At 69.9% G+C, this 23,390-nt stretch carries 21 protein-coding genes; 14 read left to right on the plus strand and 7 right to left on the minus strand.

Annotation, left to right across the window (positions count from 1 at the left end):
- The first annotated feature begins 121 nt into the window (after positions 1–121).
- From ASD93_RS09430 to ASD93_RS09440, 3 genes are all read left to right on the plus strand, one after another.
- Positions 122–1,600, plus strand: a complete 1,479-nt coding sequence (locus ASD93_RS09430; RefSeq protein ID WP_082569263.1) for an MFS transporter — start codon at positions 122–124, stop codon at positions 1,598–1,600.
- Positions 1,601–1,627: 27 nt separating this feature from the next.
- Positions 1,628–2,212: a GNAT family N-acetyltransferase gene (locus ASD93_RS09435; protein ID WP_056121652.1), complete on the plus strand. Its 585-nt coding sequence runs from the start codon at positions 1,628–1,630 to the stop codon at positions 2,210–2,212.
- Between the two features lie 258 nt (positions 2,213–2,470).
- Positions 2,471–3,424 (plus strand): hypothetical protein, encoded by a 954-nt coding sequence (locus ASD93_RS09440; protein WP_056121654.1) that lies wholly within the window; start codon positions 2,471–2,473, stop codon positions 3,422–3,424.
- A 107-nt stretch (positions 3,425–3,531) separates the two neighbouring features.
- On the opposite strand, the gene ASD93_RS09445 is transcribed toward ASD93_RS09440, so the two are convergent.
- Positions 3,532–5,463, minus strand: coding sequence for a BglG family transcription antiterminator (locus ASD93_RS09445; protein WP_056121656.1), 1,932 nt, complete (start codon positions 5,461–5,463; stop codon positions 3,532–3,534).
- Positions 5,464–5,646: 183 nt separating this feature from the next.
- On the opposite strand from ASD93_RS09445, the gene ASD93_RS09450 reads away from it, so the two are divergent.
- The 11 genes from ASD93_RS09450 to ASD93_RS09500 all read left to right on the plus strand — a co-directional run bounded on the left by ASD93_RS09450 (position 5,647) and on the right by ASD93_RS09500 (position 16,189).
- Positions 5,647–5,991, plus strand: a complete 345-nt coding sequence (locus ASD93_RS09450) for a PTS sugar transporter subunit IIB (RefSeq protein WP_056121658.1) — start codon at positions 5,647–5,649, stop codon at positions 5,989–5,991.
- Between the two features lie 16 nt (positions 5,992–6,007).
- Positions 6,008–6,283, plus strand: a complete 276-nt coding sequence (locus ASD93_RS09455) for an HPr family phosphocarrier protein (protein ID WP_056121659.1) — start codon at positions 6,008–6,010, stop codon at positions 6,281–6,283.
- Positions 6,284–6,287: 4 nt separating this feature from the next.
- Entirely contained in the window at positions 6,288–7,961 is a 1,674-nt protein-coding gene (ptsP, locus tag ASD93_RS09460) for a phosphoenolpyruvate--protein phosphotransferase (RefSeq protein ID WP_056121661.1), read from the plus strand.
- Entirely contained in the window at positions 7,958–9,523 is a 1,566-nt protein-coding gene (locus ASD93_RS09465) for a PTS mannitol transporter subunit IICB (protein WP_056121664.1), read from the plus strand. Before ptsP ends, ASD93_RS09465 begins: the two co-directional genes overlap by 4 nt.
- 105 nt (positions 9,524–9,628) lie before the next feature.
- Positions 9,629–10,066, plus strand: a complete 438-nt coding sequence (locus ASD93_RS09470) for a PTS sugar transporter subunit IIA (RefSeq protein ID WP_056121666.1) — start codon at positions 9,629–9,631, stop codon at positions 10,064–10,066.
- On the plus strand, positions 10,066–11,220 hold the full coding sequence (locus tag ASD93_RS09475) for a mannitol-1-phosphate 5-dehydrogenase (protein WP_056121668.1): 1,155 nt from the start codon (positions 10,066–10,068) through the stop codon (positions 11,218–11,220). Before ASD93_RS09470 ends, ASD93_RS09475 begins: the two co-directional genes overlap by 1 nt.
- A 22-nt stretch (positions 11,221–11,242) precedes the next feature.
- Positions 11,243–12,058, plus strand: a complete 816-nt coding sequence (locus tag ASD93_RS09480) for an alpha/beta hydrolase (protein WP_235566925.1) — start codon at positions 11,243–11,245, stop codon at positions 12,056–12,058.
- Positions 12,055–12,777: a TSUP family transporter gene (locus tag ASD93_RS09485; RefSeq protein WP_056121671.1), complete on the plus strand. Its 723-nt coding sequence runs from the start codon at positions 12,055–12,057 to the stop codon at positions 12,775–12,777. Before ASD93_RS09480 ends, ASD93_RS09485 begins: the two co-directional genes overlap by 4 nt.
- A gap of 105 nt (positions 12,778–12,882) precedes the next feature.
- The gene (locus ASD93_RS09490) at positions 12,883–14,244 is read left to right on the plus strand and encodes a flavin-containing monooxygenase (protein ID WP_056121673.1); all 1,362 of its coding nucleotides are present in this window, start codon (positions 12,883–12,885) and stop codon (positions 14,242–14,244) included.
- Positions 14,241–15,236, plus strand: a complete 996-nt coding sequence (locus ASD93_RS09495) for a bile acid:sodium symporter family protein (RefSeq protein ID WP_056121674.1) — start codon at positions 14,241–14,243, stop codon at positions 15,234–15,236. Before ASD93_RS09490 ends, ASD93_RS09495 begins: the two co-directional genes overlap by 4 nt.
- Positions 15,233–16,189: an SDR family oxidoreductase gene (locus tag ASD93_RS09500; protein WP_056121676.1), complete on the plus strand. Its 957-nt coding sequence runs from the start codon at positions 15,233–15,235 to the stop codon at positions 16,187–16,189. The genes ASD93_RS09495 and ASD93_RS09500 overlap by 4 nt, the downstream gene beginning before the upstream one ends.
- A 113-nt stretch (positions 16,190–16,302) precedes the next feature.
- Here ASD93_RS09500 and ASD93_RS09505 read toward each other — a convergent pair whose 3' ends face one another.
- Genes ASD93_RS09505 through ASD93_RS09530 form a run of 6 tightly spaced genes read right to left on the minus strand, consistent with a single transcriptional unit; the run spans position 16,303 to position 23,314 of the window.
- Positions 16,303–17,418: an adenosine deaminase gene (locus ASD93_RS09505; RefSeq protein WP_056121678.1), complete on the minus strand. Its 1,116-nt coding sequence runs from the start codon at positions 17,416–17,418 to the stop codon at positions 16,303–16,305.
- A 55-nt stretch (positions 17,419–17,473) separates the two neighbouring features.
- On the minus strand, positions 17,474–18,766 hold the full coding sequence (locus tag ASD93_RS09510; protein ID WP_056121680.1) for a thymidine phosphorylase: 1,293 nt from the start codon (positions 18,764–18,766) through the stop codon (positions 17,474–17,476).
- A complete protein-coding gene (locus ASD93_RS09515; protein ID WP_056121682.1) occupies positions 18,763–19,164 on the minus strand; it encodes a cytidine deaminase in 402 nt (133 codons plus the stop codon). The genes ASD93_RS09510 and ASD93_RS09515 overlap by 4 nt, the downstream gene beginning before the upstream one ends.
- A gap of 9 nt (positions 19,165–19,173) precedes the next feature.
- Complete coding sequence (locus tag ASD93_RS09520) at positions 19,174–20,466, minus strand: ABC transporter permease (RefSeq protein WP_056121684.1); 1,293 nt, start codon at positions 20,464–20,466, stop codon at positions 19,174–19,176.
- On the minus strand, positions 20,463–21,800 hold the full coding sequence (locus ASD93_RS09525; protein ID WP_056121686.1) for an ABC transporter permease: 1,338 nt from the start codon (positions 21,798–21,800) through the stop codon (positions 20,463–20,465). The genes ASD93_RS09520 and ASD93_RS09525 overlap by 4 nt, the downstream gene beginning before the upstream one ends.
- Positions 21,797–23,314 carry an ABC transporter ATP-binding protein gene (locus ASD93_RS09530; protein WP_056121687.1) on the minus strand — a complete coding sequence of 506 codons (1,518 nt, stop codon included), beginning with the start codon at positions 23,312–23,314 and terminating at the stop codon, positions 21,797–21,799. The genes ASD93_RS09525 and ASD93_RS09530 overlap by 4 nt, the downstream gene beginning before the upstream one ends.
- Between the last annotated feature and the right edge of the window lie 76 nt (positions 23,315–23,390).

Here is a 23,390-nt window from a genome sequence, read left to right on the forward strand (position 1 = left end):
CGGGCCGGTGCGCGCGGGTTCCGGCCGTGTCGGTGGCTCGTGCTAGAGTCACACTCGCGATATATCGTGTCCTGGTCGCGGGCACGATCGCGAGGACTTCCGGCACGACGAGGAGCAGAAGATGACCGGCGAAGACCGTCGAGATCCGCAGGCCGAGGCATCCGCTCCTCCGTCCGAGGAATCGATTCCCGAGGCCGGCGGGCCGCTCGCCGCCGCGTCAATCGCCGGATCGATCGACGCGACCCCCGGAGCCGGCGACGGGTCAGAGCCTTCGGCCGACCCCGCCCACTGGCTGCGCAACGCCGTCCTGTTCCTCAGCGGGCAGACCGTCAGCCTGTTCGGCTCGATGCTCGTGCAGTACGCGGTCTTCTGGTACCTCACGATCGAGTACCGCTCCGGCGTCTACATGATGCTCGCGGCCTTGTTCGGGTTCCTGCCGCAGGCCGTCGTGTCGATCTTCGGCGGTGTGTGGGCGGACCGCCACAATCGCAAGTTCCTGATCATCGGCGCCGATGCCGCCATCGCACTGTCGACCCTCGCCCTCGCGCTCATCATGATGACGGGCTTCGACGCTGTCTGGCTGCTCTTCGCGGTGATGGCGATCCGGTCGGCAGGTGCCGGCATCCAGATGCCCGCCGTTTCGGCGCTGATCCCGCAGATCGTGCCGACGCGCAACCTCATCCGGGTGAACGGCGTGAACGGATCGATCCAGTCGGGAATGATGCTCCTCGCACCCGCGGCGGCCGGCGCGATCTACGCGTGGTCCTCGGCCGCCTCCGACGGGAGCGCGTCGTCGCTCATCCCGATCTTCTTCATCGACGTCGTGACGGCGGTGATCGGCATCGGCTTCCTCGCCCTCATCCCGGTGCGCGCGGTGCGCCGCGCCGCCGACGTCGAGACCGGCTACTTCGCGGATCTCGTCGACGGGGTGCGCTACATCGCGCACCACGCGTTCGTGCGCTGGCTGCTCGTCGTCTTCGCGATCATCTTCGTGCTCACCGTCGCCCCGTCCAACCTGACTCCCCTCATGCTCGTGCGCAACTTCCCCGCCGGCGAGACGCAGGACGTCGTCAACCTCGCCGTGCTCGAGATCGCCTTCAGCGTGGGGATGATGCTGGGCGGCATCCTCGTCGCCTCGCTGTTCGCGAAGCGCAGTCGCATCGGTCTCATCGTGGTGTCGTCACTCGTGTTCGGCGGGCTGTCGATCGGGCTCGGCCTTTCGACGAGCATCTGGATGTTCTTCGGCTTCATGTTCCTGGTCGGGCTCGCGGTGCCGTTCTTCTCCACCCCGTCGATGACCTTGCTGCAGGAGACCGTCGAGCCCGAGCGGCAGGGACGCGTGTTCGGCTTCGTCGGCATCGTGATGGCCCTCGCCATGCCGCTCGGCATGGTCCTGTTCGGCCCCCTCGCCGACACCGTGCCGATCGAGGTGCTGCTGGTCGCCGCCGGCATCCTGACGTTCGTCGTGATCGGACTGGCCGTGTGGCTGCCGGCCGGGCAACGGGCGATCACCGCCGCGCGCGAGGCGTCGCAGGCGGCCGAGCACGATGCGGGTGCGGGCGCCGCCGCCGCCGAGAAGGCGATGCACAAGGAGGGCTGAGCACCTCGATCGCTCTAGGCTCGGAGCATGCTCCTCGCGCAGTCCGTGACCCTCGAGAACGCCCACGTCCGGCTCGAGCCGCTGCGACCCGAGCACGCTGAGGAACTCGCGGCCGCCGCCGTCGGGCTGGAGCACGCCTGGTACACCTCGGTGCCGTCGCCGGTGGATGCCGCGTCCGATGTCGCCCAGCGACTGGCCTGGCAGGCCGAGGGCCACATGAACGCGTGGGCCGTACGCCGCCTCGACTCCGACCGAGTGGTCGGCGAGACGACGTTCTGCAACATCGACCAGCCCCACCGGCACGTCGAGATCGGCCACACCTGGCTGGGCCTCGAGGCCCAGCGCACCGCTGTGAACACCGCCGCGAAGCTCCTGCTGCTCACGCACGCGTTCGAGGCCTGCGACGCGATCGCGGTCGAGTTCCGCACCCACTGGCACAACCGGCAGTCGCGCGAGGCGATCGCCCGGCTCGGCGCCAAGCAGGACGGCGTGCTGCGCAACCACCGCCTCGGCCCCGACGGCTCCCTCCGCGACACCGTCGTCTTCTCGATCCTCCCGACCGAGTGGCCGGCCGTGCGCCTCGGCCTCCAGGAGCGCCTCCGCCGCGGCTGACCCCGCCGCGGCATCCGCTGCCCTTCCCGGGTTCGTCGGGTTTGGGGCGCGCCTCGTCCGTTGGGGCGGCCGATCCTCGGGTTTGGGGCGCGCCTCGTCCGTTGGGGCGCGCGAAACGCGCCCCAACGGATGACGAACGCCCCGAACCGGGCACCGCCGGACCCGGACGGCTCGTCCACGGGGGCGTCGGACTTCAATCCATCCACGGATGCCGCGGCCGGGCCGTCCGGGAGGATGCGCGTGGACAATCCTCGGCGAATGACCGCCGATCTCACCCCGCGCCGCTACAACGAGCTCATCGCGGAGGGCGCGTCGCCCCGGCGGGTTCGTTCCGACGTCGCGTCGGGAGATCTGGTGCGGATCCGGCCGGGGATGTTCGTGCCCGGGGAAGCGTGGCGAAGCGCGAGTCCGGAACGACGGATCGTCGCGCGAGCCCGAGCGCTCAACGCGGTCTCCGCCGCGCCACCCCTTTTCTCTCATGAGACGGCGGCGGCGATCCATGGGCTCCCTCTCTTCCGGCCGCACCCGACCAGCGTTCATGTCATCGCCGCACCCGAGCGGCCTGGCGCGGCATCCGGCGTCGTCCGTCATCGCGGCGAGCCCGATCCGGACGTCGAGGAACGTCAGGGGCTCCTCGTCACGGGCCTCGCGCGCACGGTATCCGATGTCGTGCGGACGTTCACCCTCGAGCGGGCCGTGACGATCGCCGACGGCGCGCTGCGCTCGCGATTCGGGTCGGGGAACGCGCGGTACGACACCGAAGGCGCTGAGTCGTTCCGTCAGAAGACGCTGGAGATCGCCGCCCGCTCGGCACACGGACAGGCGCGAGCCACCCGAGCGCTGGAGTTCGCGGACGGGCGCGCGCAGCTTCCGGGCGAGAGCATCAGCCGTATCCGACTCCACCAGCTGGGGTTCCGCGAGATCGGGCTCCAAGCGCGCGTCGCGGGTCCTGGCGGTCGCGACTACTTCGTCGACTTCGCGCTCGATGAGGCGGCGGCCTTCGGCGAATTCGACGGGTCGATCAAGTACGTGGACGACCGCATGACGGACGGACGGACGACAGCCGAGGTGTTCGATCGCGAGAAGCGTCGCGAGGACTGGATCCGTGGACGAACGCAGCGACGGCTCGCGCGCTGGGGATGGTCACACCTGTCGACCTCCGCGGCGCTCGGCGCACGGCTCGCCGCTTTCGGCATCCTCCCACCCCACTGAGCCGGCGCTTTCGGGGCGCGATGCGTCCGTTGGGGCGCGCGATATGCGCCCCAACGGACGGCAAGCGCCCCAAACCCGAAGAAGAACGAGCGAGCGGATGCCGGGGCTCAGCCGTCGATCACGGCGACGAGCTCGTCCAGGAAGCCGCCGAAGTCCGTCGCCCGGCGGACGATCCGCTGCACGCTGTCGCGCTCGGAGAAGACCTCGACGAACTGCTCGAACACGGTCTGGAAGGCTTCGCGGTCGGTCTCGGAGAAGGCCACGAGCGCGACGACCTGCACACGGCCGTCTCCCCACGGGATCGACGGGTCGGCGATGCCGATCGCGATCGACGTGCGGGTCGCCGTCATCCCGATCGCATGCGGCACGGCCAGCGCATCCGTGAACGCCGTCGACGACAGCCTCTCGCGCTCGATCGCGCGTCGCACGTAGTCCTCGTCGATGACACCCTGCGCGATCAACGTCGCGCCGAGCGTGCGGATCACGCCGTCCGCGCCGCCCGTCGCCGCCTCCTCGAGGCCGCGCACGAACGCCGACGGTGCGAAGTAGCGCTCCAGCTCCGTGCGCAGGCGCGCCAGACGCCGGCTGCGGCGGATGCGGCCTGCCGCGGCCTGCACGCGCTCGATGTCGGCGTCGGTGAGGAAGGGCTGGATCTTCACGATGCGGTCGGCGGGAGTGACGGGGTCGATCGTCGTCAGCACCAGGTCGGTGTCGATCGACGCCCAGTCGGGGTCGACGCGCGTCTCGACGCCGACGACCTCGATCGCCTGCCCGAGTGAGCGGTCGACGCTCGATCGCAGCAGCTCGTGCAGGTCGTAGTAGCCCGGGCACACGATCGTCGCCGTGAGGAGGTGATCGGCCCGGCGGCTGCGCTCGAGGCGCCCGCCCACGTGCATCGCGATGTAGGCGATCTCGTCGTCGGGCAGCGGGATGCCGAGCCGCTCCTGCAGCCGGCTCGCGACGAAGACGGCCACCTCGAAGATCATCGGGTACGTCGACTTGAGCGAGCGCGTCAACGGGTTGCGCGACCACGCCTGCTCGCGCGCCCGATGCTGCAGGTTCTGCACATGCAGGGCGAGGCGCAGGATGAAGTCCTCGTGGGCGATGTCGACGAGGAACTCCGCGGATGCCGTGCCCACCACGTCGCGGACGGCGGCCTCGATCCCCGGGTCGAGCCGCGCCCTCGCCTGATCCGCCGGGGCCTCGTCGCCGGGCGCGACCACGCGGGTGAGCACCAGGGTCGCGAGGTGCTGCAGGTCCCCGGCACCGAGGTCCACGCCGAGGTGCCGGCGCGCGAGGCGGTCCAGAAGCGCCGCGATCTCCTGCAGGGCCGGGCGCCCGTCGTCAGGGCCGCCCTCGAGTCCGCGGTCCTGCGCCACCCGGTCCGCGGCGATCGCGATGTGCATCACCACGTCGGAGATGCCGATCTCGTTGACGAAGTACCCCATCGATCCGAGCTCGGCGACGAGGTCGGATTTGAAGGGCCCGAACGCCGCCGCGCCGACCGAGTCCTCGCCGAGCGTGCGGCGGAGGGCGGCGAGGTCGAACGATCCCGCATCCATCTCGTCGTGGGCGAGGCGACTGAGCAGGCGCCGCTGGGCCATCTCGGTGCCGCGCAGCCGGGCGGTGGAGGCCGATCGCTCGAGGGTCAGCTCGGTACCGCCGAGCAGACCGCGCACGCGCGCGAGGTCCGCATCCAGCGTGGCGGGGCTGACGTGGAGCCGCTCGGCGAACTCGAACACATCGATGCCGTCGGGGGCGTCGAGGAGGGCGCGGACGAGGGTGTGCAGCCGATCCCGGGGGGTGCCGGCATCCGTCCCCGCCGTCCGCAGCGCTGCGGGGGCCTCGGAACCGGCGCGATAGCCCAGCGGACCCGATTCGATCGCCAGGCCCGGCGCGACACGCGCGTTGACCGCCGTCACATACGAGCGGATGCTGCGCGGGGTCACTCCGACCGCGTCGGCCAGGGTCGCAGCAGTCGCCCAATCCCCGTCTCGCACGAGCAGACCGAGCAGCCTGTCCTGTCGCGCTCTGGTCACCGAGAATCCTTCGCTTCCGCGAGCGGCCTCGCCGCGGGGTGGAGCCAGTCAACCACGCGGGCACCCGCGCGCGGCGTCGTTCGGCGCGATTGTGGACCGGCGACGCTTTCCGCCCCCTGCGGAAGAAGGACTGGTTGTCGGCTCCCAGCGTTTTCACAAGAATGGCCACAGAGAGGTGGGTCGATGAGGATCCTGGTTGTCTGCGGAGCGGGTGCGTCGAGCACCTTCGTCGCCCAGCGCGTGCGCCACGCGGCCCACGACCAGGGACTCGCCTACATCGCCTTCGCCGGCACCGAGCAGTCGCTTCCGATCGATCTCGATGCCGCCGATGTCGTGCTCGTGGGCCCTCACCTCGCCCACGCGCTCCCCCGCATCGAGCGGGACGCCGCCGCGCGGGGCACGACGGTGGTGCTGCTGCCGCCCGACGTCTTCGCGGACACGGACGGCACGCGCACGCTCGCGCTCGTGCGAGACGCGATCGCCGGCACCGACGCCGCCCCCGCCGACACGATCCACCCCAGCGACTGACAGAGAGGTCACCCCCATGCCACCCATCTCCCGCACCGTCCGGATCGGCTCCTCCCACGGACTGCACGCCCGCCCGGCGAAGCTGTTCGCGCAGGCGGCGAAGGACTCCGGCATCCCGGTCACCGTCGCCAAGGACTCTGGCGCGCCCGTCAATGGGGCGAGCATCCTCGGCGTGATCGCGCTCGGCGTCGAGCAGGGCGACTACGTCACCCTCACGGCCGACGGCGACAACGCGGAGTCGGTGCTCGACACCCTCGCCGAGCTGCTCACGACCGACCACGACGCGGAGTGAGGCGATGACCGAGCTTCGTGGAGTGGGAATCGGCCTGGGTGTGGCCCAGGGTCCGGTGGCCCGGATGTCCGAGCCCCTGCCGCCGCCGAGCGACGCACCGAGCACGCTGAGCGCCGACGAGGAGAAGGCACGGGTGGCGGATGCCGTCGCCGGCGTCGCCCGGGAGCTCGAGACCCGCGGCGCCCAGGCGGGCGGTGCGGCGCAGGACGTGCTCGAGGCGCAGGCCATGATGGCCGAGGACCCGAGCCTCGCCGACGAGGTGAATGCGCGCATCGGTCAGGGCAAGACCGGAGAGTTCGCGGTGTTCGACGCGTTCGCCTCGTTCCGCGACCAGCTCACGGCGCTCGGCGGCTACCTCGGCGAGCGCGCCGCCGACCTCGACGACGTCGCCCAGCGCGTGATCGCCCGGCTGCGCGGCGTCCCGGCTCCCGGCGTGCCCGATCCGGGGCATCCGTTCGTGCTCGTCGCGAAGGATCTCGCGCCCGCCGACACGGCCCTCCTCGACCTCGAGAAGGTGCTGGCGCTCGTCACGACGGATGGCGGACCGACCTCGCACACGGCGATCCTCGCCCGCGAGAAGTCCATCGTCGCCGTGGTCGGCGCGGTCGCGGCGACCGGGCTGAAGGACGGCGAGACGGTGATCGTGGATGCCGCGGCCGGCGTGGTGACCACGGAGCCGACGTCCGACGAGCTCGACCGGGCGCGCAACCGCGCGGCCGACCGCGCCGCTGCGGCGACGGCGCCGATCACCGACGGCGCCCTCGCGGACGGCACGCCGATCCCGCTGCTGGCGAACCTCGGCAGCCCCGACGGCGCGGCCGACGCCGTCGCGCTCGGTGCCGAGGGCGTGGGCCTGTTCCGCACCGAGTTCCTCTTCCTCAGTTCGAGCCAGGCGCCGACCGTCGAGCAGCAGCGCGAGTCGTACACGAAGCTCCTGGCCGCGTTTCCCGGCAAGAAGGTCGTCGTGCGCGTGCTCGACGCGGGCGCCGACAAGCCGCTCGCGTTCCTCAACGACGCGCACGAGGAGAACCCGGCACTCGGACTCCGCGGCATCCGCGCCCTCCGCGCGAGCGAGGACATCCTGCGCGAGCAGCTGACGGCGCTGGCCGAAGCGGATGCCGCGACCGACGCCGATCTGTGGGTGATGGCGCCGATGGTGGCGACCGTCGAGGAGGCGAGGTACTTCACCGATCTCGCCCGCGACTACGGCATCAAGACCGCCGGAGTGATGGTCGAGGTGCCGTCCTCCGCACTGCTGGCCGACCGCATCCTCGGATTCTCCGACTTCGCTTCGATCGGCACGAACGACCTCACCCAGTACACGATGGCCGCCGACCGCCTGCTCGGCTCGGTCGCCGCGTTCCAGGATCCGTGGCACCCTGCGGTGCTGCGGCTCATCCGCGAGGTCGGCGACGCCGGCCGCATCAACCGCAAGCCCGTGGGCATCTGCGGTGAGGCGGCAGCCGACCCTCTCCTCGCGGTCGTGCTCGTGGGCCTCGGCGCCACGAGCCTGTCCATGGCCCCCACGGCGATCGCCGACGTGCGGGCCACCCTCCTCCAGCACAGCCTCGACGATGCGCGGGAGATCGCGCAGGCTGCCCTCGCCGCGAATGATGCGGCATCCGCCCGAACCGCGGCCCAAGCGGCCGCGACCTCACACAAGGAGACACAGCAATGACGACGACGTCACCGGCCGCCACGAGTGGCGGCAGCAAGGCACGGGTCGGAGTCCAGCGCTTCGGCACGTACTTGTCCGGCATGATCATGCCGAACATCCCCGCGCTCATCGCGTGGGGCATCTTCACCGCCTTCTTCATCGACGTGGGCTGGACTCCCAATGCCGACCTGGCCACGATCGTCGGGCCGTTCATCCACTACTTGCTGCCGCTGATCATCGCCTACACGGGCGGAAGCATCGTCTACGGCATCCGTGGTGGCGTGGTGGCGACGATCGGCACGATGGGCGTCATCGCAGGATCCGATCTCCTCGTGGCGCAGTACAACGCCATCGCCGAGGCCGCCGGCGACCCGACCATCCCCCAGATCCACCAGTTCATCGGCGCAATGATCATGGCGCCGATCGCCGCGTATTCCATGAAGTGGCTCGACTCGCTGTGGGAGGGGAAGATCAAGGCGGGCTTCGAGATGCTCGTCAACATGTTCTCCGCCGGCATCTGGGGCTTCGCCATGGCGATCCTCGGGTTCTACCCGATCGCGTTCGTCGTGAATCGGATCATGGAGGCGCTGGGCGCGGCGGTGAACTGGCTCGTCGAGACCAACCTGCTCCCACTCACGAGCATCATCATCGAGCCCGCGAAGGTGTTCTTCCTCAACAACGCCATCAACCACGGCGTCCTGACGCCGCTGGGCATCCAGCAAGCGGCCGAGGAGGGCTCGTCGATCCTGTTCCTGCTCGAGGCCAACCCCGGCCCCGGTGTCGGGCTGCTGCTCGCGTTCACCTTCTTCGGGCTCGGAGCCGCGCGCGCTTCGGCCCCGGGTGCAGCGGTCATCCAGTTCTTCGGCGGCATCCACGAGGTCTACTTCCCGTACGCGCTGATGAAGCCCGTGCTGATCCTCGGCCTGATCGCGGGCGGCATGACGGGAGTGACCACCAACATGCTGCTGGGCGGCGCCCTCCGAGCCCCCGCGGCACCGGGAAGCATCATCGCGGTGCTCGCCCAAGTCGCGAACAACTCGTACGTCGCGGTCATCCTGTCGGTGATCCTGTCGGCGACGGTGACCTTCCTCATCTCGATGATCATCCTGCGCGCCTCGCGCAAGCGTGATCTGGCGGCGATGGCTGCCACCGACGACGCGTTCAGCGCGGCGATCACGCAGACCGAGGCCGCCAAGGGCAAGTCGTCGGATGCGCTCGGCGGCCTGCGCGGCGGCGCCGCGACGGCGGCTGAGGGCGGGATCGAGCCCCGCACGATGACCGAGCGCACGATCAAAAACATCGTGTTCGCGTGCGATGCGGGCATGGGTTCGTCGGCGATGGGCGCGAGCGTGCTGCGCAACAAGATGAAGAAGGCGGGCATCGAGGACGTCACGGTCGTCAACAAGGCGATCGCGAACCTGGATGCCTCGGCCGACCTGGTCATCACGCAGAACCAGCTCACCGACCGGGCCCGCCAGCAGACGCCGAGCTCGGTGCACGTGTCCGTGGATAACTTCATGAACTCGCCGAAGTACGACGAGGTTGTGGAACTGGTTCGCGACCAGCACCAGGATGGTGTGTAGCGAGCGCTGAGACAGCTGCGGGGTCGGGCGGCGCGAGGCCCCCGACCCCGTGGCCTTCTCGCGAAGTCCGCGGATGCGGCATCCGTCAACGGAAAGGCAATCGAAATGGCACGGGACGTTCTGAGCATCGGTCAGGTTCGCATCCACAGCGGAAGCGCGACGCGCGAAGAGGCGATGAAGGAGGCCGCCGACATCCTCGAGGCCGTCGGAGCTGTCACGAGCGCCTACTTCGACGCCATGCAGCAGCGCGAGCAGACGGTGTCCACCTACATGGGCAATGAGCTGGCGATCCCGCACGGCACCAACGAGACCAAGGCCGCGATCCTCGAGTCGGCGCTCTCGGTGGTGCGCTACGACGGCGGCGTGGACTGGGGCGGAGAGCCGGTCACGTTCGTCATCGGCATCGCCGGCAAGGGCGACGAGCACCTCGAGATCCTGTCCCAGATCGCGATCCTCTTCTCGGATGAGGACGAGGTCGAGCGCCTCAAGACGGCCCAGACCCCCGAGGAGCTGTACCAGCTGGTCTCGGCGGCGGGCGTCTGATGAAGGCCGTCCATTTCGGCGCGGGCAACATCGGTCGCGGCTTCGTGGGCCTCCTGCTCCACGAAGGCGGCTACGAGCTCGTGTTCTCGGATGTCGCGGCTTCGCTCGTCGACGCGATCAACGCCGTCGACAGCTACACCGTGCACGAGGTCGGCGACGGCGGTCGCGACACCGTCGTGACCGGATTCCGGGCGATCAACAGCGCCGAGAACGCGCAGCAGGTCGTGGACGAGGTCGCGACGGCGAACGTCGTCACGACGGCCGTCGGTCCCACGATCCTCAAGTTCGTCGCTCCGCACATCGTGGCCGGCCTCGGTCACCGCGACCCCTCCGCACCGCCGCTGCAGATCATGGCGTGCGAGAACGCGATCAACGCCACGGACCTGCTGCGGGAGGAGATGAAGGCGATCGCCGGCGACGCGTGGGAGGCGGTCAGCGCCTACGCCGTGTTCGCGAACACCGCGGTCGACCGCATCGTCCCGGCGCAGCCCGCGGGCGGCGGCGTCGACGTGACCGTCGAGCCGTTCTACGAGTGGGCCATCGAGCGCCCGCCGTTCGGCGACGACCCGCCGAACATTCCGGGAGCGCATTTCGTCGACGATCTGGCGCCGTACATCGAGCGCAAGCTCTTCACGGTGAACACCGGCCACGCGACGACCGCCTACTTCGGCGCCCGCGCGGGCATCGACACCATCGCGGGCGCCCTCGCCGACCGCGAGATCGCCTCGAGCGTCGAGTCCGCACTCGAGGAGACCTCGGCGCTGCTCGCCGCGAAGCACGGCCTCGACCCGACCGAGCTCGCGCAGTACCGATCGACCATCCTCGCGAGGTTCCGCAACGCCGCCCTCCCCGACACGGTGTGGCGGGTGGGCCGGCAGCCGCTGCGCAAGCTCTCGCGGCACGAGCGCTTCGTCGGGCCCGCCGCCGAAGCGGCCGAGCGAGGGCTCGGCGTCGACGCGCTGGTCGAGGCGATGCGCGCCGCGCTCGCCTTCGACGACGCCGAGGATCCTCAGTCGGTCGACCTGCAGCGGATGCTGCGCGAGCAGGATGCCGCAGCATTCACCAGCACGGTGACGGGGCTCGAGCCGCAGCATCCGCTCTTCGCCCGCATCGTCGCCGCCGTCGAGGATCAGCAGGCGGAGATCGGCATCTGAAGCGCGCGACTACGCTCATGGGGTGACTTCCCCCTCCTCGCCGGCCTCGCCCGACGATTCCGCAGCTTCCGCGCAAGCCCCGTCACCGAAGCGGCGCCGCGGCCTGCGCGTGCTGTGGTGGATCCTCGGGTCCGTCGGCGCGCTGGTAGTGCTCGCCGTCATCGGCATCCTCGTGTGGAGCCAGGTCGGCGTGATGGCGGCCGAGCCCGAACCGCTCGCCGAGGTGCGGGCCGACCCGGCGATCGAGATCACCGACACGTCCGGCGCGATCATCCTCACCCCGGCCGGCACGGAGCCCGAAGCCGGCCTGGTGTTCATCCCCGGCGCGAAGGTCGACCCGTGGGCGTATGCGAACAACCTCGCCGGGCTCGTCGCCGAGGGAGAAGTCGCCGTGGTGATCACGAAGCCGTGGCTCAACCTGGCCTTCTTCGACCTGCGGCCGCTGTCGGCGTTCACCGACCTCGTTCCCGAGGTCGAGACATGGGCCGTGGGCGGACACTCGCTCGGCGGCGTGCGCGCGTGTCAGCTCGCGAGCGACGCCGACGCCCTCGTGCTCTTCGGCTCGTACTGCGCCAACGACCTCTCGGACTCCGGACTGCCCGTGCTCAGCATCGCCGGGAGTGAAGACGGCCTCTCTACTCCCGAGAAGATCGCCGATGCCCGCCCGCTCCTTCCCGCGGACGCCGACATGCAGGTGATCGAGGGTGCCAGTCACGCGTCCTTCGGCGACTACGGGCCGCAGGCGGGCGACGGCACGCCCACCATCGACGATGCGGAGATGGACGAGGCGCTGACCGCCCTGCTGCTCGGCTTCGCTGAGGAACTCGCCGCGCAGTGACCGTCGGCATCGCGATCCTCGCCGCCTTCGCCGCGGCGGTGATCCAGCGCATCACGGGCCTCGGGTTCGTGCTCGTGCTCCTCGGACCCATCGTGCTGCTGTACGGCCCGATCGAGGGCGTGACGATCGGCGTGCTGTTGGCGCTCGTCGCCTCCCTTTCGGCGATTCCGCTGGTCTGGCGCCGGATCGAGTGGCGGCGCGCATGGTGGCTCATCTGGCCCGGCCTCATCGCCGCACCCTTCGGCGCCCTGCTGGTGCGGCTGCTCCCCGAGCCCGCTCTCCTGCTCCTCATCGCCGCGATGGCGTACTTCGCGCTCGTCGCGGGATGGATCCCCGCGCTCTCCGCCTCGCTGCGCGGCAAGCCCGGAGCCGTCGTCGCCGGATCAGCCGCCGGATTCATGCACGTGGCGAGCGGACTCTCCGGCCCGCCCCTCGCGGCTTACGCCGTCGGCGACAAGTGGGACCAGCGCCGCTTCGCTGCGAGCGTCCAGGTCATCTTCGCGGTGTTCAGCCTCGTCTCGGTCGCCCTGCGAGGGCTGCCCGCCTCCCCGGTCGCCGATGTGTGGCTGCTCGTCGCGGCCACGGTCGGCGGCATCCTCATCGGCACCATCCTGTCGCGCCACGTCTCGCCCCGCATCGCCCGCATCGCGATGCTGTCCATCGCGTGGGCGGGCGCGACAGTGGTGCTCGTGCGCGGCATCCTGGCACTCTGGTCGTGACGCCGAGCGCCGCTGCCGCGGAATTTCGGTTAATGGCGGGTAACCCTTAGGGTTTCTTCGCTGGGGTCGGCGTCGCAGGCCACCACGACGACGTGTGGGAGACGAATGAGCGAGCCTCGCTATGCCATCATCGGCGCCGGTCCGTCCGGGCTGTCGGCGGCACGCGCGCTGCAGAAGGCGGGCATCGAGTTCGACGGGTACGAGGCCTCGCGGGGCGTCGGCGGCCTGTGGGACATCGAGAACCCGCGGTCGACGATGTACGAGTCGGCGCATCTGATCTCGTCCCGCACGACCACCGAGTTCACCGAGTTCCCGATGGACACCACGGCCGACTACCCGAGTCACCGCACGCTGATCCGCTACTTCCGCGACTTCGCCGACCGCTTCGGGATCACCGAGCAATTCCGGTTCGACACGAGGGTCACCGCCCTCGCCCGCGAGGACGACGGACGGTGGATGCTGCGCGCCGCCGGTCCCGACGGCCCCACCGAGCAGCGCTACGACGGGGTGATCCTCGCCAACGGCACGCTCGCCGAGCCGAACGTGCCGGCCTTCCGCGGCGAGTTCACGGGCGAGCTCCTGCACACCAGCGCCTACAAGAGTGCGACGCAGCTGACCGGCAAGCGGGTCCTGATCATCGGCGCGGGCAACTCCGGATGCGACATCGCCGTGGACGCCGTGCATCACGCCGAATCGGTCGACATGAGCGTGCGCCGCGGCTACTACTTCGTGCCGCGCTACCTCTTCGGCAAGCCCAGCGACACCCTCAATCAGGGTCGGCCGCTCCCCGCCCGCATCAAGCAGTTCGTGGATCGGCGGGTGCTCCGTGCCTTCACCGGGGACCCGGTGCGGTTCGGATTCCCGAAGCCCGACTACAAGCTCTACGAGTCGCATCCGATCGTCAACACCCTGATCCTCAACCACCTGGGTCAGGGCGACCTCGCGGTCCGCCCCGACATCGACCGGTTCGACGGCCGCACGGTGCACTTCCGGGACGGGTCGAGCGGCGAGTACGACCTCGTGCTCCTCGCGACGGGCTACACGCTGGACTACCCGTTCGTGGCACGCGAGGCGCTCAACTGGACCGGCTGGTCTCCGAAGCTGTACCTCAACGTCTTCCCGCCGTCGTTCAACGGCCTGTACGTGATGGGGATGATCGAGGCGTCCGGGATCGGCTGGCAAGGTCGGTACGAGCAGGCAGAGCTCATCGCGGCCTACGCCGCCGCCCTCGCGCACCACCCGGCGCGCGCCGAGGCCTTCCGCCGCCGGGCGACGTCCGAGCCCTGGCCCGACCTGACTGGGGGCTACAACTACCTCGGCCTCGAGCGGATGTCCTACTACGTGAACAAGGACGCTTACCGACGCGCCGTGCGCGCGGCGGCCGGCGCGCTGCAGGACGGCGAGCCGGAGCCCCGGGGACGCGGCATCCGTTCCCGTCGTCGACCCTCGAAGAAAGTCTCGGCATGAATCCCGACGACATCGCCCTCAACTTCAATCCGGGCACGCTCGTGATCCTGAACGTGGTGCTCGGGCTCATCATGTTCGGAATCGCGCTCGATACGACCCTCGACGACTTCAAGGTCGTCCTGCGCAAGCCCAAGCCGTTCGTCATCGCGATCCTGGCTCAGCTGGTCGTGCTGCCGGCCGTGACGTTCGGCCTGACGCTGATCCTGCCGGTGACGCCGTCGATGGCGATGGGCATGATCCTCGTCGCGTGCTGCCCGCCCGGCAACATCTCGCAGGTGCTCACCCACCGCTCCGGCGGGAACGTGGCGCTGTCGGTCTCGATGACCGCTGTCTCGAACGTGATCTACATCTTCGCGCTGCCGCTGAGCGTGGCCTTCTGGGGCTCGCTCCACCCGACCGCGAGCACCCTTCTCGAAGCGGTCGAGCTGAACGCGTGGGCAATGCTGCTCGACATCTTCCTCATCATCGGACTGCCATTCGCGGCCGGCCTGTTCATCCGCAACCGGTTCCCGGCGTTCGCGGCCAGGGTGCAGCCGTTCGTGAAGTGGTTCTCGCTGCTCGCCCTCGTGGGGTTCATCCTCGCGGCGCTCATCGGCAACTGGGCGTACTTCGTCGCATTCCTCGGCATCATCATCCTCGTCGTGACGATCCACGATGCTGTCGCCCTCGCGATCGGCTACAGCACCGCCGTCGTCGGGGGCCTCGGCACGCGCGAGCGCAAGGCGATGACGTTCGAGGTCGGCATCCGCAACGCCGGGCTCGGGCTCGGCCTCGTCTTCGCGTTCTTCGGCGGACTCGGCGGCATGGCCATCGTCGCCGGCTGGTGGGGCATCTGGGACATCATCGCCGGGCTCATCGTGGCCGCCCTGTGGGCACGCCACACGAGACGCCGCACGGGCTCGGCCAAGGGTGACGCGACCCGTCACGCACTTGCTGACAGCGGACCGACGGATGCCGCCGCCCCGGGCATCGCGGAGGACCCGGCCCGATGAGCGCGCGCGTCCTCGTCACCGGCGGCGCCGGCTTCCTCGGCTCGTACGTCGTCGCCGCGCTCGTCGCCCACCCCGAGGTCGATCTGGTCGTCGCCGGCGACGTGCGCCGGCCGGAGCATCCGATCGAGGGCGTCGTGTACGACGACTGCGACGTCACCCGGCCCGCCGGCCTCGAGCCGCTGCTCGAACGGCACGGGATCGACGTGGTCGTGCACCTCGCCGCCATCGTGAACCCGGGCCGGGACCACGACCTCGAATACCGGGTCGACGTCGACGGCACGCGCAACGTCCTCGACGCGTGCATCGCGACGGGGGTGCGGCGCATCGTCGTCTCGTCGTCGGGCGCCGCCTACGGCTACCACGCGGACAGCCCGCAGTGGCTGCGTGAGACCGACCCGGTGCGCGGCAACGACGAGTTCCCGTACTCGCGGCACAAGCGCCTCGTGGAGGAGATGCTGGCCGAGACGCGCCGCCTGCAACCCGGCCTCGAGCAGGTGGTGTTCCGCATCGGCACCATCCTCGGGCCGACCGTGCAGAATCAGATCACCGCGCTGTGGGGCGGCAAGCGGATCCTCGCGATCCGGGGATCGGAGTCCCCCTTCGTGTTCGTGTGGGCCGACGACGTCGCCGGGGCGATGGCCCGCGCTGCGACGGACGGACCGGCCGGCATCTACAACGTCGCCGGCGACGGCCGCATGACCGTGCACGAGATCGCGCGACGCCTCGGCAAGCCGACCTTCACCGTGCGCCCGGGGCTGCTCGCCTTCGCGCTGCGCGTGGGACGGATGCTGCGCCTCACCGTCCACGGCCCCGAGCAGGTCGGGTTCCTGCGTTACCGCCCGGTGCTCGCGAACGAGGCGCTGAAGCGGGACTTCGGGTTCACCCCCGAGAAGACCTCGGTCGAAGCCTTCGAGGCGTACCTCGAGACGCATCCCGGCGTCGCGCGGGGCTGAGCCGCAGCATCCGTCTCCCGCGGCATCCGCTCGGATCAGTCGATCTGCCCGAGACAGGACGATCCGGGCAGATCCGTCCTGCGCTCGTTGATTCTCCTGATCTCGGGCGGGCCTCAGGCCCCGAAGCCCTCGGCGATCAGCTCGATCAGCTCTTCGCGCTCCTCGACCGGCAGGAACGCGCCGGCCGCGGCATTGAGCTGGAACGCCTCGAGGTCGTCCAGGCTGTACTCGAAGGTCTCGGCGAGCAGCGCGAGCTCCCGCGTGAGCGAGGTGCGGCTCATCGTGCGGTTGTCGACGTTCACGGTCACCGCGAAGCCGAGCTGATAGAGCAGATCGAAGGGGTGATCCTCGATCGTGGTGCCCCAGCGCTCGACCGCGCCGGTCTGCAGGTTCGACGACGGCGAGAGCTCCAGCGGGATCTCGCGATCGCGCACCCAGCGGGCCAGGTCGCCGAACTGCACCAGGACCTCTTCGCCGGCGCGCGAGACCACCTCGAGATCCTCCGCGATCCGCACACCATGCCCCAGGCGCAGCGCGCGCCCGTCGATCAGCGCCGAACGGATCGAGTCCAGGCCGGCCGCCTCACCCGCGTGCACGGTCGCCGGGAAGAACTCCGACGCCAGGTAGTCGAACGCCTCACGGTGGTTCGACGCAGGGAACCCGTCCTCGGGACCGGCGATGTCGAACCCGACGGCACCGCGCGAGCGCCAGTCGACGGCGAGCCGCGCGATCTCCAGCGATCGGTCGGTGTGGCGCATCGCGGTGATGAGCTGACCGACGCGGATGTCGCGTCCCTGGCGCTCTGCGGCGTCCTCGCCCTCCTCGATGCCCTCCTGCACCGCGGCCACGACCTCGTCGAGCGACAGACCGCTCGCCAGGTGCTGCTCCGGCGCCCAGCGCACCTCCCCGTAGATGACGCCGTCGGCGGCGAGATCCTCGACGAACTCGCGCGCGACGCGCGTGAGACCTTCCCGAGTCTGCATCACCCCGGTCGTGAGGTCGAACGTCTTGAGGTACTCGACGAGCGAGCCCGAGTCGCTCTTCTCGGCGAACCAGTCCGCGAGGTCGTCGGCGTCGGACTCCGGCACGTCGAGCCCGATCTCGTCCGCCAGCTCGATGATCGTCGCCGGCCGCACGCCTCCGTCGAGGTGGTCATGCAGTGACACCTTCGGCAGGCTCCGGATCGACACCCCGTCGAGAAGTGCGTCGGCGTGCTGGTCGATGGGCATGGTGATCTCCTCGGAGGCCGTGTGGGATGTCGTGAAAAGGCGGCGGATGCTGAGCCTAGGCGGTGATGCGCTCGAGCACGAGAGGGCTGGCGGCCGGGGCGTCCGCCCCGATCTCCCACGCCCCCTCGAGGGCGTCGAGCGCGCGCTCGAACCGCGAGTCGTCCTCGCCGAGCAGAGTGAACAGCGGCTCTCCGGCCTCGATCCGGTCGCCCGGTTTGGCGTGGAGGTCGATCCCGGCGGCATGCAGCACCGGGTCCTCGGCGCGCGCGCGGCCGGCGCCCAGACGCCAGGCGGCGATGCCGAACGGCAGCGCCTCGATGCGCGAAACGAAGCCCGACGTCGGCGCGGTCACCGTGTGCGTCTCGTTCGGCGCCGGGAGCGCGGCATCCGGATCGCCGTCCTGCGCAATGATCATGGCGCGCCAGGCGTCCATCGCGCGACCGTCGCGCAGCGCCGCCTCGACGTCGGCGTCAGGCTGGCCGGCCAGCGTGAGCATCTCGCGAGCGAGCGCGACCGTCAGCTCGACCACATCGGCAGGGCCGCCGCCCGCGAGCACCTCGACGGACTCCCGCACTTCGTTCGCGTTCCCGATCGCGAGTCCGAGGGGCGTGTTCATGTCGGTCAGGAGCGCGGTCGTCGCGACACCGGAGTCGGTTCCGAGAGCGACCATCGTGCGGGCCAGCTCGCGCGCGCGGTCGACGTCGCGCATGAACGCGCCCGAGCCGAACTTGACGTCGAGCACGAGCGAGTCGGTGCCTTCGGCGATCTTCTTCGACATGATGCTGGATGCGATGAGCGGGATCGCCTCGACGGTGCCGGTGACGTCGCGCAGGGCGTACAGCTTCTTGTCGGCCGGCGCGAGGCCCGATCCTGCGGCGCAGATCACGGCGCCGACGTCGCGCAGCTGCGCGAACATCTCGTCGTTGGAGAGCGCGGCCCGCCAGCCCGGGATCGACTCGAGCTTGTCGAGAGTCCCCCCGGTGTGGCCGAGGCCGCGGCCCGACAGCTGCGGAACCGCCACCCCGAACGCGGCCACGAGCGGCGCGAGCGGCAGCGTGATCTTGTCACCCACCCCGCCGGTCGAGTGCTTGTCGACGGTCGGCTTGCCGAGGCCGGCGAAGCTCATCCGCTCCCCCGACGCGATCATCGCGTCAGTCATCACTCGGATCTCGGCCCTGCTCATGCCGTTGAGGAGCACCGCCATCGCGAACGCCGCCATCTGCGAGTCGGCCACGTAGCCGCGTGTGTACGCGTCGACCATCCAGCGCAGCGCGGGCTCGGGGACCTCGCCGCCGTCGCGCTTCGTGCGGATCACGTCGACCGCGTCGTGAGGCTCGACGGTGCTCATCGCGCGGCCTCTTCCAGGTCGCGGGGCCCGAACGCGTCAGGCAGGACCTCGTCGATCGTGCGGATGCCGGACACGGTCTCGAGCAGCATCCCGGGGATCGCGAATTCGTACAGCAGCTGCCGGCAGCGGCCGCACGGCATGATCGTGTCGCCGTGCCCGTTCACGCAGACGAACGCGACGAGGTTGCCGCCGCCCGACATCTGCAGTTCGCTGACGAGCCCGCACTCGGCGCACAGCCCGACCCCGTAGGACGCGTTCTCGACGTTGCAGCCGGTCACGATGCGCCCGTCCGTCACGAGGGCGGCGGCGCCGACCTTGTACCGCGAGTACGGTGCGTACGCGCGCTGCATCGCGTCCGTCGCGGCAGCACGCAGCTCGTCCCAGTCGATGTCCGTCACGAACGCCTCTCAGCCCTTGATGTATGGTTTGCCCGCCGCCGCGGGACCCCTGATCTGCCCGGCGAATCCGGCCACCGCGATGATGGTGACGAGGTAGGGCAGCATCAGCATGAACTCGCTGGGGATCGGCGTCTTGAGCACGGTCAGCAGGTTCTGCAAGTTCGTCGCGAACCCGAACAGGAGCGCCGCCAGCGTGGCGCGGATCGGATCCCAGCGACCGAAGATGACCGCGGCGAGGGCGATGAAGCCGAGGCCCGCCGTCATCTCCTTCGTGAACTGCCCCACCGAGACCAGCGTGAAGTAGGCCCCGCCGATGCCGGCGATCGCGCCCGCGAGCGAGACATTCCAGAAGCGGCTGGTGTTCACCTTGATGCCGACGGTGTCGGCCGCCTGCGGGTGCTCGCCGACGGCGCGCAGACGCAGGCCCCAGCGGGTGCGGTACAGACCCCACGCCACGATCCCGACCGTGAAGTACATGAGGTAGACGATGAACGTCTGGTTGAACAGGACGGGCCCGATGATCGGGATGTCGCCGAGGACCGGGATCTCCCAGCGCGTGAAGCGCACCGGACGGTTGAGGAACTCCTCGTTCGGAACGAGCAGCGCCCCATAGAGGAATCCGGTGAGCCCCGTCACCAGGACGTTGAGCACGACACCGACGATGACCTGGTCGACCAGGTACTTGATCGAGAACGCGGCCAGCACGAAAGCGACCAGCACACCGCCGACCATCGCGCCGATGAGCCCCACGAAGGGATTGCCCGTCATGCTCGCCAGCAGGGCCGCGCTGAACGCGCCGAGGAGGAACTGACCTTCGATGGCGACGTTCACCACGCCCACCCGCTCGCCGATGACACCGCCCAGCGCGCCGAAGATGAGCGGGATCGAGAGCGACAGGGCGCCGAAGAGCAATCCGGTGACGGGCACCGAGGCCTCCGAGGACGCCGCCGCCCACGTCAGGAACGCGAAGATCGCCAGCACGCCGTAGACGATCGGCAGCCACGTGCCGGTTCGGCGGTACGACCAGGCATCCCACGCCGCCCAGAGCGTGAGCAGCACCAGCACGACGAGCACGCCCCAGCAGGTCGCGGCCGCCGGCACGGTCACGTCGGGGAGCTCGATCGACGACGTCCGGTCGTTGAGGCGGAACGTGCTGACCCCGCCACGCGGAACGAGCAGGAACAGCAGGAAGAGCAGGATGCTGACGACCCCGAGGCTGATGGCGAGCTTCCAGTGGCGCACCTTCACGGTGGCGAGCTGGATCGTGCCGTCCGAGGCGGTCGAAGGAGCCAGGGCGGTCATGCGTTCACCGCCTTCTTCGCGGCCTTGGCTCTCGCCTTGGCGGCCTTCTCGGCATCGGTCTTCGGCAGGAAGAAGATCGCCCGGATCAGCGGCGGGGCCGCGATGAACAGCACGATGAGCGACTGCACGATGAGCACGATGTCGACCGGGATGCCCTGCGAGGCCTGCATCGTGAACGAGCCCGCCTTCAGCGCACCGAACAGGATGCCGGCGGCGAACACGCCCCACGCGCGGCTGCGGCCCAGGAGCGCGACCGTGATCGCGTCGAAGCCGATGCCGGCGTCGATGTAGCCGTCGAACCCGCTGGTCACCGAACCCTGGATCTGGTTCATGGCCGCGAGACCCGCCAGACCACCGGCGAACAGCATCGCGTAGATGTACATGCGCTGCACCGAGATGCCCGCGGCGCGCGCGGCGTGCGGGTTCTCGCCCACCGCCCGCAGGCGGAAGCCGAGGCTCGAGCGCTCGACCAGCCACCACACGAAGACGGTCGCGCCGATGACGATGATGAAGCCCCAGTCCAGCAGCGGGAACCGGTCGCCGAGCAGTGCCGGGAACTGCGCGCTGGGCGGGGTCGGGTCCGAGATCGGCTGGTCCTCCGCTGCACGCTGGAGCAGGCCGGGGGTGCGCACCATCCATGCCACGAGATAGAACGCGACGTAGTTGAGCATGATCGTGAGGATGACCTCGTGCGCACCGGTGCGCGCCTTGAGGACACCGACGATGCCACCCCAGATCGCACCGCCGGCGATGCCCGCCGCGAGGGTGAGCGGCAGGTGGATGAACATCGGCAGGTCGAGGTTGAACGTCACGAGGGCGGCCACCGCGCAGGCGATGAGCATCTGACCGCGGCCGCCGATGTTGAACAGGCCGACTCGGAACGCGAGGGCCACGCCGAGGCCGGCGGCGATCAGCGGTGCGGCGAACCCGAGGGTGTTCGTGAGCGGACGGATCTGCGTGGCGAAATCGGGCGCGCGCGGGTTGAAGATCGCACCGCGGAACAGCGCCTCGTAGCCGCCGTACACCGAGTTCCAGATGGCGACGACCGTGTCGCCGGGGCGCGCGAAGAAGTAGACGGATGTCGCGCGCACGTCTTCGTCGGTGAGAGCGATCAGGATGCCGCCGACGACCATGGCGACGACGATCGCGAGGATCGTGGTCACCCAGTTGCTGCGGAGCATCTCCTTGATGGCGACGTTCTGCCGCGGTGGAGGGGGGATCTCGCCGTCGGCGCTGCCCGTGAGCGGGCCCGACACCGTCGGCAGCTGCTCCGGGGGAAGCCCCTTGACGGGCTCTGACGCTCCCGGCGTCGTGCCCTTGCCGTCGTCGCTCACGCGGCCACCCCGCTCCCCGGCGTCTCGCCCGCCATCATCAGACCCAGCACGTCGCGCGGGGTGTCGCCGGGCACGATGCCCACGATCGCGCCGCGGTACATCACGACGATGCGGTCGGCGAGGGCGGCGACCTCGTCGAGCTCGGTCGAGACGACGAGCACCGGCACGCCGGCGTCACGCGTCTCGACGATGCGCGTGTGGATGAACTCGATCGACCCCACATCGACGCCGCGGGTGGGCTGCGCGGCGACCAGGAGCTTGAGCTCGCGGCTCATCTCGCGCGCGATGACGACCTTCTGCTGGTTTCCGCCCGAGAGCGTGCCGGCGGGGACGTCCGGTCCCTGCGTGCGGATGTCGTACTCCGCGATGCGCGCCGTGGCGAACTCCTCGAGAGCCGCGCGCCGGATGGTCCCGCCGCGCGCGAACTCGCTGTCGCCGGAGCGGTCGAGGATGAGGTTCTCGGCGACGGAGAAGCCGCCCACGAGGCCGTCCTCGGTGCGATCCTCCGGCACGAACCCGACGCCGTGGTCGAGAATGCCGCGCACGCTTCTGCCGACGAGCTCGACCCCTTCGAGCGTGACCGAGCCCGATACGCGGTCGGCGAGCCCGACGATCGCCTCGATGAGCTCGGTCTGTCCGTTGCCCTGCACGCCGGCGACCGCGACGACTTCGCCGGGCCGGACGTCGAAGCTGACGTTGTCCACGACGACGGCACCGGTGGGAGTGAGCACTCGCAGGTCGGTGACCGAAAGGCCGCCTTCGCCGATCTTCGGCGCGTCCTTGTGCACGGTGAGCTCGACGGCGCGGCCCACCATGAGCGAGGCGAGTTCGGCGTTGGTCGCGGTCGGGGATGCCTCGCCCACGACCTTGCCGAGCCGGATGACGGTGATGCGGTCGGCGACCGCCCGCACCTCGCGGAGCTTGTGGGTGATGAAGACGATCGAGGTGCCCTCATCGCGGAGCTGGCGCATGATCGTCATCAGCTCGTCGGTCTCCTGGGGCGTCAGCACCGCAGTGGGCTCGTCGAACACGAGCACCTTCGCGTCGCGCGACAGGGCCTTGATGATCTCGACGCGCTGCTGCACACCGACCGGCAGGTCGCCGACGACGGCATCCGGATCGACCTGGAAGCCGAAGCGCTGCGCGACATCGCGCACGTGCTGCCGGGCCTTGTTGAGGTCGAGGGCGCCGAGCGCCTTCGTACTCTCATGGCCGAGCATGACGTTCTCGGCGACGGTGAAGACCGGGATGAGCATGAAGTGCTGGTGCACCATGCCGATCCCAGCGGCCATGGCATCGCCAGGACCTCGGAAATGCTGCACGACGTCGTCGAGGAGGATCTCCCCCTCGTCGGCCTGATACAGGCCGTAGAGGACGTTCATGAGCGTGGACTTGCCTGCGCCATTCTCGCCCAGCAGGGCGTGGATCTCTCCGGGCTGGACCACGAGATCGATGTGGTCGTTCGCGACGAGTGATCCGAAGCGCTTCGTGATCCCACGGAGCTCGAGCTTCATATCTGCACCTTATCCAGTGTCTCCATCGGGCTGGAAGAACCGCGGCCGGGTGGACTGATCCACCCGGCCGCGGTCA

Source organism: Microbacterium sp. Root180 (genome assembly GCF_001428485.1).
Classification (GTDB): Bacteria; Actinomycetota; Actinomycetes; order Actinomycetales; family Microbacteriaceae; genus Microbacterium.